Origin of the sequence: Methylobacterium sp. ap11 (assembly GCF_900110515.1) — a bacterium.
GTDB lineage: Bacteria > Pseudomonadota > Alphaproteobacteria > Rhizobiales > Beijerinckiaceae > Methylobacterium > Methylobacterium ajmalii.
Map to the genome: position 1 here is coordinate 24,780 of NZ_FOEB01000003.1, position 14,165 is coordinate 38,944.

General features: G+C 72.7%; 14 protein-coding genes and 1 tRNA gene. 9 read left to right on the plus strand and 6 right to left on the minus strand.

Annotated elements, in window-relative coordinates; translation table 11 throughout:
- The first annotated feature begins 569 nt into the window (after positions 1-569).
- Positions 570-1,454, plus strand: coding sequence for a ribokinase (locus BMX97_RS04690; protein ID WP_091746006.1), 885 nt, complete (start codon positions 570-572; stop codon positions 1,452-1,454).
- Here the strand turns inward: BMX97_RS04690 and BMX97_RS04695 are convergent, their stop codons facing one another.
- Positions 1,455-2,411: a ketopantoate reductase family protein gene (locus tag BMX97_RS04695; protein ID WP_091746009.1), complete on the minus strand. Its 957-nt coding sequence runs from the start codon at positions 2,409-2,411 to the stop codon at positions 1,455-1,457.
- Positions 2,412-2,594: 183 nt separating this feature from the next.
- Between BMX97_RS04695 and nikA the strand changes: the two genes are divergently transcribed.
- The 7 genes from nikA (at position 2,595) to BMX97_RS04730 (ending at position 8,562) form a co-directional block, all read left to right on the plus strand.
- Positions 2,595-4,181 (plus strand): nickel ABC transporter substrate-binding protein, encoded by a 1,587-nt coding sequence (gene nikA, locus BMX97_RS04700; RefSeq protein WP_091746012.1) that lies wholly within the window; start codon positions 2,595-2,597, stop codon positions 4,179-4,181.
- The gene (gene nikB, locus BMX97_RS04705; protein WP_091746015.1) at positions 4,181-5,122 is read left to right on the plus strand and encodes a nickel ABC transporter permease subunit NikB; all 942 of its coding nucleotides are present in this window, start codon (positions 4,181-4,183) and stop codon (positions 5,120-5,122) included. The genes nikA and nikB overlap by 1 nt, the downstream gene beginning before the upstream one ends.
- Positions 5,119-5,952: a nickel ABC transporter permease subunit NikC gene (gene nikC / locus BMX97_RS04710; protein ID WP_091746018.1), complete on the plus strand. Its 834-nt coding sequence runs from the start codon at positions 5,119-5,121 to the stop codon at positions 5,950-5,952. Before nikB ends, nikC begins: the two co-directional genes overlap by 4 nt.
- Before the next feature lie 26 nt (positions 5,953-5,978).
- Positions 5,979-6,767, plus strand: coding sequence for an ATP-binding cassette domain-containing protein (locus BMX97_RS04715; RefSeq protein WP_244538306.1), 789 nt, complete (start codon positions 5,979-5,981; stop codon positions 6,765-6,767).
- Positions 6,764-7,543 carry an ATP-binding cassette domain-containing protein gene (locus BMX97_RS04720; protein WP_091746024.1) on the plus strand — a complete coding sequence of 260 codons (780 nt, stop codon included), beginning with the start codon at positions 6,764-6,766 and terminating at the stop codon, positions 7,541-7,543. The genes BMX97_RS04715 and BMX97_RS04720 overlap by 4 nt, the downstream gene beginning before the upstream one ends.
- Positions 7,543-8,004 (plus strand): nickel-responsive transcriptional regulator NikR, encoded by a 462-nt coding sequence (nikR, locus tag BMX97_RS04725; protein WP_091746027.1) that lies wholly within the window; start codon positions 7,543-7,545, stop codon positions 8,002-8,004. Before BMX97_RS04720 ends, nikR begins: the two co-directional genes overlap by 1 nt.
- A 399-nt stretch (positions 8,005-8,403) precedes the next feature.
- Positions 8,404-8,562: a DUF3309 domain-containing protein gene (locus BMX97_RS04730; protein ID WP_089504140.1), complete on the plus strand. Its 159-nt coding sequence runs from the start codon at positions 8,404-8,406 to the stop codon at positions 8,560-8,562.
- A 303-nt stretch (positions 8,563-8,865) separates the two neighbouring features.
- Here the strand turns inward: BMX97_RS04730 and BMX97_RS04735 are convergent.
- The 5 genes from BMX97_RS04735 to paaG form a co-directional block, all read right to left on the minus strand.
- A tRNA-Arg gene (locus BMX97_RS04735) sits at positions 8,866-8,942 on the minus strand.
- 61 nt (positions 8,943-9,003) lie between these two features.
- Positions 9,004-9,633 (minus strand): TetR/AcrR family transcriptional regulator, encoded by a 630-nt coding sequence (locus BMX97_RS04740; RefSeq protein WP_091746030.1) that lies wholly within the window; start codon positions 9,631-9,633, stop codon positions 9,004-9,006.
- A 108-nt stretch (positions 9,634-9,741) separates the two neighbouring features.
- Entirely contained in the window at positions 9,742-11,076 is a 1,335-nt protein-coding gene (paaK, locus tag BMX97_RS04745; RefSeq protein WP_091746033.1) for a phenylacetate--CoA ligase PaaK, read from the minus strand.
- A gap of 211 nt (positions 11,077-11,287) precedes the next feature.
- Positions 11,288-11,713 carry a hydroxyphenylacetyl-CoA thioesterase PaaI gene (gene paaI / locus BMX97_RS04750; protein ID WP_091746970.1) on the minus strand — a complete coding sequence of 142 codons (426 nt, stop codon included), beginning with the start codon at positions 11,711-11,713 and terminating at the stop codon, positions 11,288-11,290.
- 35 nt (positions 11,714-11,748) lie between these two features.
- Positions 11,749-12,552 carry a 2-(1,2-epoxy-1,2-dihydrophenyl)acetyl-CoA isomerase PaaG gene (gene paaG, locus BMX97_RS04755; protein WP_091746036.1) on the minus strand — a complete coding sequence of 268 codons (804 nt, stop codon included), beginning with the start codon at positions 12,550-12,552 and terminating at the stop codon, positions 11,749-11,751.
- Positions 12,553-12,808: 256 nt separating this feature from the next.
- On the opposite strand from paaG, the gene BMX97_RS04760 reads away from it, so the two are divergent.
- Positions 12,809-13,966, plus strand: coding sequence for an ABC transporter substrate-binding protein (locus BMX97_RS04760; RefSeq protein ID WP_091746039.1), 1,158 nt, complete (start codon positions 12,809-12,811; stop codon positions 13,964-13,966).
- Positions 13,967-14,165 lie beyond the last annotated feature (199 nt).

Consider the following 14,165-nt stretch of genomic DNA (forward strand, 5'->3'; position numbering starts at 1 on the left):
TTCTCCCTCAAATTTAGCGTCTTCAGCCGTCAGCGAGGCGGCAGGGGTCTACCGGCGTTTTGCGCTGGCAAGCACCTGGTACGCGGTCGTGATCGATACTGCAGGCGAGACGGGAAACGCCCGCTTGCAGAGGCGGCGGCCGGCCCCTTCCAGAGCTGAGCCAGTCTACACGCAATCCATACCGCTATCGCCGTGGCACGCGGCCAATTTCGGCACGGCGTCGGCCTCGACCTGAGGGAGCACGCCGGACGCGGGCCTCCTTCGCACGAGCATCGAGCGCTTCCTTGCGGACCAGTCCTTCGCGGCACGCGCCGAGGCGGTGGCCGCTGAATCCCGGGCCGTGGGGCGGCCGCGATCTTCGCAGTCGGCGACGGGCTGGCCGACTGGCGATGGAGTACGGCGGCGGGCGACGGAGCGCGGGCGGCATCGGCAAGGGACCCGGCATGCCGCCGGGCTCGACGGCTTCGCCGGTGGCGCGCTAGCGTGGCGCCGGCCGGCGCCATCGGCACGAGCGGCGAGGCACGCCGGCTGCGGGGGATGCGCATCGCCGGCCTGAACGGAGAACCCGCGTGATCGTCTGCTTCGGCTCCCTGAACGCCGACCTCATCTTCCGCCTGCCCGAGGTCCCGCGCTCGGGCCAGACCCTGCTGGCCGACGACCTCGCCGTGCAGGCGGGCGGCAAGGGGGCGAACCAGGCGGTGGCGGCGGCGCGCGACGGGGCGGCGGTCGCGATGGTCGGCGCGGTCGGGAGCGACGCCCTGGCCGAGGTGGCCCTGTCGGGCCTGCGCGAGGCCGGCGCCGACACCGCCCGGGTCCGGGCGGTCGCGGCGGCGACGGGCTGCGCCTCGATCTGGATCGACGCGCAGGGCCGCAACCGGATCGTGGTGGCGCTCGGCGCCAACGGGCACACGCGGGCCGACCAGGTCGCGGATGCCGATCTTGCCCGGGCGACGTCGCTGCTCCTGCAGATGGAGGTCGATCCGGCCGAGACGACGGCTTTGCTGCGGCGCGCCCGGGCGCTCGGCCTGCGCAGCATCCTCAACCTCGCCCCGGCCCTGCCGCTCGACCTCGACACGATGCGGCTCGCCGGCCTCCTCGTCGTCAACGAGGACGAGGCGGAGGCGACCGCCGCGCGCCTCGGCTGCGCGCCGGAGGCCGCGGCCCTGCACGCCGCCCTCGGCATCGACGTGGTGCGCACCCTCGGAGAGGCCGGCTCGGAGGCGGCCACGGGCGAGGGCACCTGGCACGTCCCGGCCCGCGCGGTCGAGCCGGTCGACACCACGGCGGCGGGAGATTGCTTCGTCGGCGTGCTCGCCGCGGCCCTCGACCGCGGCGCGCCGTTGCGCGCCGCGATGGAGCGGGCGAGCGTCGCGGCCGCCCTCGCCTGCGGGCGGCGGGGCAGCCAGGCGAGCCTGCCCTGGCGGGAGGAGACCGACCGGGCGCTCGGGGCCTGATCAGGTCGGGCAGCGCGCGGGGTCGGCCTGGACCGGGAAGGCGGTCTCGCGCGCCTTGATCAGCGCCACCACCGTGTCGTTGACCGGGGTCGGCACGCCGCAGCGGCGGCCGAGACGGGGAATCGACCCGTTGATCGCCTCGACCTCGCCGCGGCGCCCGGCCCGGTGGTCGAGCAGCATCGAGGGCCGGGCCGCCGGGATCTTGCCGCCGAGGCGGCGGATGTGCGCGACCGGGTCGCCGACCTGCAGGGCCACGCCCATCGCGGTCGCCACGGCGATCGCCTCCTCGGCGCAGGCCCGCGCCACCTTCCAGGCATCGGGATCGGCCATCACCTCGCCGATGGTGAGGCCGGTCAGCGTCGTGGTGCCCGAGAAGGTGACGTTCATGATCAGCTTCTCCCACACCATCCGGCCGAGATCGTCGAACAGGCTGACCGTGAAGCCGGCCGATTGCCAGATCGCCGCGGAAGCCTCCAGGCGCTCCCGCGAGAGTCCCGCGAAGGCGCCGAAGCGGATCATCTCGAGGCCGTTGTGGTGCGCATGGCCCGGCCCGCGCATCGAGGCGCCGAAGCCCCCGACGACGCCGACGGCGATCCGGTCGGGATCGATGACGGCGGCGGCGACCTCCGGCGAGCCGAGCCCGTTCTGGATCGTCTGCACCACCGTCCCGGGGCCGAGCAGGGGGGCGGCGCTCGCGGCTGCCGCCGCGACGTCGAAGGCCTTCGTCGCGACGATCACGAGGTCGCACGGGCCGATCCCCTCCGGGGTGGTGCCGGCGCTCGCGAGCCGCACCGTGCGGTCCCCGCTCGCGCCCTCGACCCGGAGGCCGTGCGCGCGCATGGCCGCGGCGTGGTCGGCCCAGAGCGTGACCGCGTGGACCTCGTGGCCCGCCGAGGCCATCAGCGCCGCGTAGACCGAGCCCATGGCGCCGCACCCGACGATCGCGACCTTCGCCATCCCGTCCCCTCCCCTGTCGTCGTCCTTCGGGGCGTCGTCCGGTCCGGCGCGCCCGTCTCATTGGAGCACGACCGACGGCCCCGGAGATACCCGCCCGCGCGGGCATGCACGGCCTTGCCATTCGCGCCCGCCGTCGTATCAGGGCGTAGGATGTTTTGGTGCGTTCGTCATACCAGGGGCCCGATGTCGAAGCCGGCGATCCTCGTCAAGGTCCGTGCCGCGCTGCTGGCCCTCGCCGCCCTGCACGCCGGCCCGGCCGGCGCCCAGCAGCTCGCCACGGCCTGGCCGAGCAACGTCGGGCCGCTCAACCCCCACCTCTACGCACCCAACCAGATGTTCGCCCAGGCGAGCGTCTACGAGCCGCTGGTGAAGTACCGGGCCGACGGCACCCTCGAGCCCTGGCTCGCCACCGCCTGGACGATCTCGCCGGACGGGCGGACCTACGATTTCACCCTGCGACCCGGCGTGACCTTCAGCGACGGCACGCCCTTCGACGCGCCGGCCGTGAAGGCGAATTTCGACGCGATCCTCGCCAACCGGGCCCGCCACGCCTGGCTCGACCTCGTCCGGCGGATCGACCGCACCGAGGTCACCGGACCGCTGGCCTTCCGCCTGGTGCTCGACGCCCCGCACGCGCCGACGCTGAACGAACTCTCGCTGCCGCGGCCGTTCCGCTTCGTCTCCCCGGCCGCCATGAAGGCGGGCGGCACCACGGCGGACGGGATCGCGGCGCCGATCGGCACCGGGCCCTGGCGCCTCGTCGAGACCCGGCTCGGCGTCTCGGACACCTTCGCCGCCAACCCGGCCTACTGGGGCGAGAAGCCCAGCTTCGCGCGCCTCGTCGTCAAGGTGATCCCCGATCCCAACACCCGGGCCATCGCCCTGCAGACCGGCGAGATCGACCTGATCACCGGCGCCGCCGGCCTGATTCCCTCGGAAGCCTTCCTGCGCCTGCGCGACCAGGCCCCGGCCTTCTCGGCCGCGCTCTCGCCGCCGTTCGCCACCCGGGTTCTGGCGCTCAACTCGGCCCGCTTCCCGACCGACGACCCGGCCGTTCGCCGCGCGATCAACCGGGCGGTCGACAAGGACACCCTGGTGCGCACCGTCCTCGACGGGCTCGAACCCCGGGCCGACTTCCTGTTCGGGCCGGGCGTCCCCGACGCCGATGCCGGCCTCACCCCCTACGGCTTCGACCGGACGGCGGCGGACACGCTTCTCGACGAGGCCGGCTGGATCCGGGGCCGCGACGGCGCGCGGACGAAGGACGGCCGGCCGCTCGCGGTCGAGCTCGCCTTCGTCGGCACCAACGCCCAGCAGAAGGCCATCGCCGAGGTGGTCCAGGCCGACCTCGCCCGGGTCGGCATCGCGGTGCGGCTCGTCGGCGAGGAGGAGAGCGCGATCCTCGCCCGCCAGAAGGACGGGCGCTTCGGCCTGATCTTCGGCGAGACCTGGGGCCCGCCCTACGACCCGGCCTCCTTCTTGAGCGCGATGCGCGCCCCCTCCCACGCCGACTACCAGGCGCAGAAGGGCCTGCCCGACAAGCCGACGATCGACGCCACCATCACGGCGGCGCTCGCCGCGACCGACCCGGAGGAGCGGCGCCGCCTCTCCGGCCGCGTCCTCGCGGCCCTGCACGAGGCGGCGGTCTACCTGCCGATCTCCTCGGCGGTGGCGATCGAGGTCCACCGCCCGACCGTGACCGGGGTGCGCTTCGGCGCCACCCTCAACGAGATCCCGTTCGCGGCGATGCGCCCGGGACCGGGCCGCTGATGCCGCGCTTCGTCCTCGCCCGCCTCGCCGTGATCCCGCCGATGCTGCTCGGCGTCTCGCTCCTCGTGTTCGTGATGCTGCGGGTCGGGCCGGGCGACCCGGCGCTCGACTACCTGCGCCTGTCGCAGGTGCCGCCGACCGACGCGGCGCTCGCCGATGCCCGATCGATGCTCGGCCTCGACCGCCCCTTCGCGGTCCAGTACCTCGACTGGCTGTGGCGGGCGCTCCAGGGCGATTTCGGCCTCTCCTACGCCACCCGTCGGCCGGTGCTGCCGGAACTCCTAGGCTACCTGCCGGCGACGCTCGAGCTCGCCGGCACGGCGCTCGCCGTCAGCCTCGCGCTCAGCCTGCCGCTCGGCGCCTGGGCGGCGGCGCATCGCGACGGCTGGCAGGACCGGCTGGTGCGGGGGATCGCGGTGCTGGGCGTCTCGCTGCCGAATTTCTGGGTCGCCTTCCTGCTCGTCGTCGCCTTCTCGGTGACGCTCGGCTGGCTGCCGGCGATGGGCCGCGGCGGGGCCGCCCACCTGGTGATGCCGGCGCTCGCCATCTGCCTGATGTCGCTCTCGGTGAATGCCCGGCTGCTGCGGGCGAGCATGCTGGAGGCGGGCCGCGGGCGCCACGTCCTCTACGCCCGCCTGCGCGGCCTCTCCGAGGGCGCGGTGGCCCGTCGGCACGTCTTCCGCAACGCGCTGGTGCCGGTCGTCACCGCCACCGGCATGCATGTCGGCGAACTTCTGGGCGGGGCCCTCGTGGTCGAGACGATCTTCTCCTGGCCCGGCATCGGCCGCTACGCGGTCTCGGCGATCTACGACCGCGACTATCCGGTGATTCAGTGCTTCACCCTGGTGATGACGCTGGTGTTCGTGCTGTGCAACCTCGCGGTCGACCTGGCCTATGCCTGGCTCGACCCGCGCCTGCGCCTCGGGCGGGAGGCCGCGTGAGACCCGTCCCGCTCATCTCCCGCCCGGTCGCGCTCGCCGGCCTCCTCGCGGCGGGCTTCCTGCTCCTGGCGCTGCTCGGACCGGTGATGGCGCCGCACGATCCCCTGGCGGTCGACCTCGCCCACCGCTTCGCGCCTGCGAGCCTCACCCATCCCCTCGGCACCGACCATCTCGGCCGCGACATCCTCTCGCGCCTCGTCGCCGGGGCGCGCACGACGCTGGGCGCGGTGCTGGCGGTGCTGACCCTCGTCGTCGCCCTCGGCCTCGCAGTCGGCGGCCTCGCCGGCATGCTCGGCGGCCGGGTCGACACGGCCCTGATGCGGCTCTGCGACGTCTTCCTCACCGTGCCGACCTTCGTGCTGGCGCTGTTCATGATCGGGGCGCTCGGCACCGGGCTCGCCAACGTGGTGGCGGCGATCGCGCTGTCGCACTGGGCCTGGTACGCGCGGATCGTGCGCGGCCTCGTCCTGGAGCTGAAGACCCGCGACTACGTGCTGGCCGCGCGGATCGCCGGGGCGCCGCGGCGGGCGATCTTCTCCGAGCACATCCTGCCCGGCGTGGTGCCGCCTCTCGCGGCGCTCGCGACCCTCGATATCGGCCACATGGCGCTCCACGTCGCCGGCCTGTCCTTCCTCGGGCTCGGGGTGCAGCCACCGACGCCGGAATGGGGCGTGATGATCAACGACGCCCGCGCCTTCTTCTGGACCCGGCCGCTCCTCGTCGTCTGGCCGGGCCTCGCCATCGCGCTCGCGGTGCTGGCCTTCAACCGGCTGGGCGACGCGCTGCGCGACCGGCTCGACCCGGCGCTGACCGCGGAGCGGGGCCTGTGAGTGCCCGCACGCTGCGGGCCGAGGGCCTGTCGGTCGAGACTTGGCGCGAAACCCGGCGCGAGACCCGGCACGACACCCGGGCCGGCCGCGAGTCGGTGCCGCTGGTGCGCGAGGCCAGCCTCGATCTCATCACCGGCGAGGTCCTGGCCCTCGTCGGCGCCAGCGGCTCGGGCAAGTCGCTGGCCTGCGCTGCTCTCCTCGGCGTGCTGCCGCCGGGCACCCGGCAGAGCGGCGGGCGGATCCTCCTCGACGGCGTCGCGGCGGAGCCGGCGGCGTTGCGCGGCCGCGCGGTCGCGACCGTGCTCCAGGCGCCGCGCACCGCCTTCAACCCGCTGCGCACCCTCGCCGACCACGCGGCCGAAACCCTGGCGGTGGCGGGCCTCCGCGGGGCCGCCGCCCGGGCGGCAACCGCGGAGGCCTTCGCGGCGGTCGGGCTCGGCGACGAGTCCCGCATCCCGGGCCTCTACCCGTTCCAGATGTCGGGCGGCATGCTGCAGCGGGCGATGATCGCGCTGGCGCTGATGTCCCGCGCGCCGTTCCTCGTCGCCGACGAGCCGACCACCGACCTCGACCTCGTCGCCCAGAAGCGCATCCTCGACCTCCTCGCCGGGCTGGTGCGGGCCCGCGGCCTCGGGCTCCTGATCGTCACCCACGACCTCGGCGTCGTCGCCCGCCTCGCCGACCGGATGGCGGTGATGGAGGCCGGGCGGATCGTCGAGGCCGGTCCCGCCGCGCGGCTCTTCGCAGCGCCCGCCGCCCCGGCGACGCGGGCGCTGCTTTCCGCCCACCGGGCCCTGCACCGGGACCCGGCATGACGGCCCTGCTCGCCGCCCGCGGGATCGGCCACTCCTATCCAGCGCCCGGCGCCCGCCGCACGGTGCTCGCGGGCATCGAGCTGGCGCTGGCGGAGGGCGAGTGCGTCGCCCTGATCGGCCGCAGCGGCTCGGGCAAGAGCACGTTCGCCCGCCTGCTCCTCGGGCTCGAGCCGGTGGAGGCCGGCGAGGTGCTGTTTCGTGGCACGCCCCTGTCCCGCCTCGACCGCGCCGGGTGGCGGGCCTTCCGGGCCGCGATCCAGATGGTGCTCCAGGACCCGCTCTCGGCGGTCAATCCGCGCCACCCGGTCGGGCGGATCGTCGCCGAGCCGCTGCGCCACCTGACCGGCCTGTCGGTCCCCGAGCGGCAGGCGCGGGTCGAGGAGGTGCTGGCCACGGTCGGCCTGGACCCCGCCGTGGCCCTGCGGCTCCCGGGGCAGCTCTCCGGCGGGCAGGTGCAGCGCGTCGGCCTCGCCCGGGCGCTCGCCACGCGGCCGGCCCTCGTCGTCCTCGACGAGGCGGTCTCGAACCTCGACGCGCCGCGCCAGGTCGAGATCCTCGACCAGCTCGCGGCCCTGCGCCGCCGGCACGGTACCGCCTTCCTGCTCGTCACCCACGACGTGCGGCTGGCGCGCCGCTTCGCCGACCGCATCGTGGTTCTGGGTGACGGGCGGATCGTCGACGCCTCGCCGTGCCGCCCGGCCCTGTCGCTCACCCATCCGGCGGCGCGCGAGCTCCTCGACGCGGTCCTGCCGGCCGAGCCCGCGGAGGCGCGCTGATGCAGCGGATCACCGTCACCCTCGATCCCGGCCTCGTGGCGGAGGTCGACCGGATCGCGACGCTGCGCGGCTATGCCGGCCGCTCGGAGGCGATGCGCGATCTCCTGCGGCGCGGTCTCGCCGAGACGCGCCGCCAGCTCGATCCCGACCTCTCTTGCGTCGCGACCTTCGGCTTCGTCGCCGAGGCGGGGGTGCGCGACCTCGGCCAGCGCCTCGCCGAGATCCAGCAGCGCCGCCACGACCTGGTGATCGCCCAGGTCCAGGTCCCCCTCGACCACGATGCCAGCCTGCACACGCTGATGCTGCGCGGCCGCGCCCGCGACATCCTCGCCTTCGCCGATGAGGTCGCGACCCAGCGCGGCATCCGCCACGACAGCCTCTCGCTGATCCCGGCCCGGATCGAGCTCGCCGACCACGGCCACGGCCCGGAGCCGCATCCGCACGAGCATATCCGGACGTGAGCCCCTATCGCCGGGCCCGGAGGCCACGGGCGGAGTCGAACGAATCGATCGAGCCGGCTCGACGCTCGCCGGGATGAGGACACGGCCGGGGCTCCGGCCCGTATCGGGCGCGGAAGCCGACCTCGATCGACACCGCCGGCGCGCCACGGCCAGCGCGCCGTAAGTGGAACCCGGACCGGCGAGAAGTCTGCGTCTCGGCCAAGTCCGACGGGGTCGGGCAGCTGCGCGGAAGGCTCAGCTGAGACGCGACGATCCGCGCCGCTCCACAGCGGTCGATCGAAAAACGCCGAAGCCACGATCGCGAAGCGACATCGCCGCAGGAAGCCACGCCCTGAAGGAACGAAAACGCGTGGCCGGCATTCCTCATGCCAGCCAGCTTGGCTTTAAGGACTGCTGCCCATGACGCTCCTGATCGTCCTCATCCTGCTCATCCTGCTCTTCGGTGGCGGCGGCAGCTTCTACGGTGGCGGCCGCTACCGTACGGGCGGCCTCGGCATCGGCGGCATCCTCCTGATCATCCTGATCGTGCTCTTGCTCACCGGCCGGCTGACCATCTGATCTCTCGCCCCGGCCACCCGCCGCGGCTCGCCCCGCGGCGGGTGATCCCGGTCGCCATGGACCTCGGGAACCAGGTATCCGGTTCCGGGACGTTTTGGTGAGCCGATCGGCTTGCAGTCGCCGCCGATCCGGTTGGGCGGCGACAGGAAAGAACGTCCCGCCAAACGTTCTTCGTAAGGTCGTTCGGGATCTTTCGCGCCGATTGGTTGCTTTCGGCGTCCTTCGCTCGCGATCCGCTGCTCTGGCGGACGGCTCTACATATACTTGAAATACGTCAACTCATTGACATGCAATGCGTGTCAGTGGCGACCCCGGCAGGGCTCGAACCTGCGACCTGCCGCTTAGAAGGCGGCTGCTCTATCCAGCTGAGCTACGGGGCCTGGCCGCCGGCGGTGGTAGCAGGAGCCTCGCCGGTCGTCCACGGTTGAGTCGGGCGGGCCGTCAGCCGCCGGCGGCGCGGCGCTCGGGGGCCGGCTCGGCGGCGATGCCGCGGGCGCCCTCGGCGATCAGCCGGGTCACGAGGTCGGCGTAGTCCGCCCGGGTCAGGCCGGCGCCGGGGCGGAACCAGAGGTAGTGCCAGTTGACCATGCCGAAGAACGACATGGTGACGGGCTTGAGCAGGGCAGTGCCGGCGAGGTGGGGCGCCACCCCGGCGATCGCCTCGGAGAAGAGGCGCACCAGCTCGCGCTCGCTCGCCTTCAGCTCCGCCTGCCGCTCGGGGGCGAGGAGGCCGAGGTGGTTGATCTGCACCTTGTGCTGGGCGTCGGCGTCTCGGTAGGCCTCGAGCAGCGCCTCGGCGAGGCCGCGCAGGCGCGCCTCCGGCGGCAGGCCCGGGCGGTCGGCGGCCTCGACGGCCTCCAGCAGCTCCTCGAGATGCAGCCGGATCACGTCGAACAGGATCTCGTCCTTGTCGCGGTAGTAATGATACAGATTTGCCTTCGAGACCCCGCAGGCCTCGGCGATCCGGCTCATCGAGGCGCGGTCGTAGCCGTGGGCGGCAAACAGCTCGGCCGAGCGATCGAGGATCGCCCGGCGCTTGTCGTCGTAGTCGGTGGCGCGGGTGCGGGCCATGAGGTCTCGTCGCTGCTGGTCTCGTATGAGTGTCTCTCACAAAACTCCCGATCACTGCCTCGGCTTGCTGTGGCAGCGACATTGCAGCGGGAGTTTTGTGAGGTGCACTTACTCGCGGGGACGCCGGTCGACGACCCGGCGGGCCTTGCCCAGCGAGCGCTCGATGCCGCCGGGCGCCAGCACGTCCACCGCCGCGGTGATCCCGATCGTGTCCTTGACCGCCTGGCAGAGCCGGTCGGCCGCCGCCTCGCGCAGATCCGCGATGTCGGCCTCCGGCCGGGCCTCGACGCGGATCGTCATGGTGTCCATCCGACCCTCGCGGGAGAGCACCACCTGGTAATGCGCCGAGAGCGCCGGGATGGTCAGGATCTTCTCCTCGATCTGGCTCGGGAAGACGTTGACCCCGCGCACGATCATCATGTCGTCGGAGCGCCCGGTGATCTTCTCCATCCGGCGCATCGCCCGGGCGGTGCCGGGCAGGAGCCGGGTCAGGTCGCGGGTGCGGTAGCGGATCACCGGCATCGCCTGCTTGGTGAGCGAGGTGAAGACCAGCTCGCCCTCCTCCCCGTCCGGCAGCACCGCGCCGGTCCGCGGATCGATCACCTCGGGGTAGAAGTGGTCCTCCCAGATGTGGAGCCCGTCCTTGGTCTCGACGCACTCGCTGGCGACCCCCGGTCCCATCACCTCGGACAGGCCGTAGATGTCGACGGCGTGGAGGTCGAACGCCTCCTCGATCTCGGCCCGCATCGCGTTGGTCCAGGGCTCGGCCCCGAAGATGCCGACCTTGAGCGAGGAGGCCCGCGGGTCGAGCCCCTGGCGGCGGAACTCGTCGAGGATCGCCAGCATGTAGGACGGCGTCACCATGATGATGTCGGGCTTGAAGTCCTGGATCAGCTGGACCTGGCGCTCGGTCATCCCGCCCGACATCGGGATCACCGTGCAGCCCAGCCGCTCGGCGCCGTAATGGGCCCCGAGCCCCCCGGTGAACAGGCCGTAGCCGTAGGCGACGTGGACCAGCATCCCGGGCCGCCCGCCCGCGGCGCGGATCGAGCGCGCCACCACGTCGGCCCAGGTGTCGATGTCGGCCTTGGTGTAGCCCACCACCGTCGGCTTGCCGGTGGTGCCGGACGAGGCGTGGATGCGCGCCACGTCTTCCCGCGGCACCGCGAACATGCCGAACGGATAGTTCGCCCGCAGATCCCCCTTCGCCGTGAAGGGGAAGCGGGCGAGATCGGGCAGATCGGAGAAATCGCGCGGGTGCACGCCGGCGGCGTCGAAGGCGGCGCGGTAATGGGGCACGTTGGCGTAGGCGTGGTGCAGGGTCTCGCGCAGCTTCTCGCGCTGCCAGGCGGCGAGTTCCGCCCGCGAGGCGGTCTCGAACCGGTCGAGCTCGGCGGCGTCCGGCACCATGCGGGCGAGCTTGCGGGGGGCGATCTGGAGCATGGCGTCTCTCCCTGGAGTATTTTTGACTTTCTATGTGTAGATTACCCCGATCACCCCATCCGCGGCCTCATCCTGAGTTGTCAGTCGATCGAAGATCGGCTGACCTCGAAGGAGAGCTCCAGGGAGCGCGAGACATCTGCAGCCCTCCTTCGAGGCTCCCTCCGGTCGCACCTCAGCATGAGGTTGTGGGTGGGATGAGGCGTCGCGGCGTTCAGGGGGGCTCCGATCGGGCGGACGGCACCGCTCCCCCCTCCCCCGCCAGCACCGTCCCCGGCACGGTCCGCGAGTGGCCGCGGAACTCCGCCACCACTCCGCCCTGCGCGTCGGTCACCGTCACGTCGTAGATCCCCGAGCGCCCCTCGCGTACCCGCTCGACGGCCCGCGCCGTCAGCACCTCGCCGCGTCGGCCCGGCCGCAGGAAGGTGACGGCGCAATGCTGCGCCACCGCCCGCTGGTCGTGCGCGTTGCACGCGAAGGCGAAGGCCGAATCGGCGAGCGCGAAGATGAAGCCGCCGTGGCAGGAGCCGTGGCCGTTCGTCATGTCGTCGCGCACCCGCATCGACAGCACCGCCTCGCCCGGCCCGGCATGGTCGAGGGTCATGCCGAGCCCCCGGCTCGCCCGGTCCTCGGCCCACATCGCCTCCGCGCAGGCGCGGGCCAGCTCGCCGGGATTCACCGGCGCCGCCCGGTGAAGCGGGCCGGGCGCTTCTCCAGGAAGGCCGCCACGCCCTCGCGGTAATCTGGCGAGCGCCCGGCCTCGCCCTGCAGCTCGCTCTCCACGGCGAGCTGGGCGTCGAGGTCGTTGGTCTCGGAGGCGTCGAGGGCGCGGCGGATCAGGGCGAGGCCGTAGGTCGGCTGCGTGGCGAGGTGGGCGGCGAGCCGATGCGCCTCGGCCATCAGGTCCGCGTCGTCGATCACCCGCCAGATCATGCCCCAGGCTTCCGCCTGCTCGGCGGTGATCGGCTCGGCGAGCAGCGCCATGCCGCGGGCCCGGGCCCGCCCGGCGAGGCGCGCCAGCAGCCAGGTGCCGCCGGCGTCCGGAATCAGCCCGAGCTTGGCGAAGGCCTGAAGGAACTTGGCCGAGCGGGCGGCGAGCACGAGGTCGCCGTGGAAGGCGAGGCTGGCCCCGGCGCCGGCCGCCACCCCGTTGACGGCGCAGATCAGCGGCATCGGCAGGTCGCGGATCTGCCGGACCAGCGGGTTGTAGAAGGCGTCGAGGGTGCGGGAGAGGTCGGGCTCGACGTCGGGCGCGAAATTGCGGGCCGAGAGATCCTGGCCGGCGCAGAAGCCGCGGCCGGCCCCGGTGAGGATCAGCGCCCGGCAGTCGGGATCGGCGGCGGCCTCGCCGAGCGCCTCGCGCAGGGCGAGGTGCAGCGGCTCGTTGAAGGCGTTGAGCCGGTCGGGCCGGTTGAGGACCAGCACGCGGTAGCCGGCGTGGCGCTCGACCAGCACCAGGGTCTCGCTCGTCTCGCTCATTCGGTTCCGTCCTCCCCGCCCCGCCGTGTCGAACCCCCAAGGAGCCGCCGGCGCGATCTATTGACCAACCGGACGGTAAATTATAAAGCTGCGCGGGTGATGTCAAACGCGCGCCCTTAGCCGAACGCCAGGGTGGACGGGCGCCGCGCGGACTTGCGAAACGGACTTGCAAAGCACGACCGGACGGGCTCAACGACGGCCCGGGACGCCAGCGACCGGATTCCAACCGGCGCGGCCCGAAGGGGAGGATACCACCATGAGGCGCATCGTCTGGGCGCTCGCCCTTGCCGGCACCGTTCTGGCCGGTCCCGTGCTGGCGCAGCCGATCAAGATCGGCGTCACCATCGCCAAGACCGGCCCGGCGGCCTCGCTCGGCATCCCGCAGGCCAACACCGTGACGCTGCTGCCGACCGAGATCGGCGGCCAGAAGGTCGAGTGGATCGTCCTCGACGACGCGACCGACACCACCAAGGGCGTCGCCAACGCGCGCAAGCTCGCGAGCGACGACCGTGTCGATGCCATCGTCGGCTCGTCGGTGACCCCGGTCTCGCTGGCGCTGATCGAGGTCGCGGCCGAGGCCAAGGTGCCGCTGATCAGCCTCGCGGCCTCCTCCAAGATCGTCGCCCCGATGGACGACAAGCGCCGCTGGGTGTTCAAGGCGCCGCAGAACGACGGCCTGATGGCCGAGGCGATCGCCGCCCACATGGCCAAGGCGGGCGTGAAGTCCGTCGGCTTCATCGGCTTCAACGACGCCTACGGCGACGGCTGGCTCGCCGAGATCACGCCCCGGCTCGAGGCCAAGGGCATCAAGCTCGCCGCGACCGAGCGCTACGCCCGCACCGATACCAGCGTCACCGGCCAGGTGCTGAAGGTGATGGCGGCGCGTCCCGACGCGGTGCTGATCGCGGGTTCGGGCACGCCTGCGGCGCTGCCGCAGAAGACGCTCAAGGAGCGCGGCTACGCCGGCAAGTACTACCAGACCCACGGCGTCGCCAATGCCGACTTCCTGCGCGTCGGCGGCAAGGACCTGGAAGGCACGGTGCTGCCCGCCGGCCCGCTGCTGGTGGCCGAGCAGCTCCCGGAATCGAACCCGGTGCGCAAGGTCGCCCTCGACTACACCAAGGCCTACGAGGCGAAGTTCGGTGCGGGCTCGCTCGCGACCTTCGGCGGCCACGCCTACGACGCGCAGGTGCTCTTGGCGAACGCGATCCCGGTCGCGCTCAAGACCGCCAAGCCGGGTACCCCTGAGTTCCGCGCTGCGCTCCGCGACGCGATCGAGGGGTTGAAGGACGTCGTCTACACCAACGGCGTCGTCAACATGACCCCGACCGACCATGTCGGCCAGGACGACCGCGCCCGCGTGATGGTGACGATCGAGAACGGCAAGTGGAAGCTGTTGCCGGCGACGAACTGACGGGCGGATCCTGATCGGACACCCACGCCGCTATCCCTCCCTCCCCCTCATCCTGAGGTGTTAGTCCATCGCCGATGGACTAACCTCGAAGGAGGGCTCCAGACATCCCTGCGATCACTGGAGCCCTCCTTCGAGGCTCGTTTCACTCGCACCTCAGGATGAGGGCGCGAGTGGGATAGACATAAAAAATCACGACATC